This window comes from Pseudoalteromonas sp. SIMBA_162 (assembly GCF_046535955.1).
GTDB lineage: Bacteria > Pseudomonadota > Gammaproteobacteria > Enterobacterales > Alteromonadaceae > Pseudoalteromonas > Pseudoalteromonas marina.
Genome location: NZ_JAWJBQ010000891.1, coordinates 1 through 249 on the forward strand (window position 1 = coordinate 1; position 249 = coordinate 249).

Here is a 249-nt window from a genome sequence, read left to right on the forward strand (position 1 = left end):
CTACGGCGTTGCGGTTCTCGAGCACGGTGCTTGATGCGGCGATTTCGGCGCTCGATGCAGACAGTCGGTTCAAACAGGTGAGCGATCCGCATGTGCGGGTGGTGTCCGGCGAGCGGGTGAGGCTCAACGTTGGCGCACAGGTGCCGACGCTGGGGAGCATCAGCTATCAAGGGCAAAGCGGGACGCCGGTGCAGTCGGTCGAGTATCAGGACGCCGGTTTGATATTCGATGTTCAGCCGGTAGTGCTCG

The 249-nt window shown here is 62.2% G+C and carries 1 protein-coding gene; it reads left to right on the forward strand.

Annotation, left to right across the window (positions count from 1 at the left end; all coding sequences use genetic code 11):
- The coding region (locus tag R0J88_RS22280; protein ID WP_410901211.1) for a hypothetical protein at positions 1 to 249 on the forward strand (249 nt) is incomplete at both ends.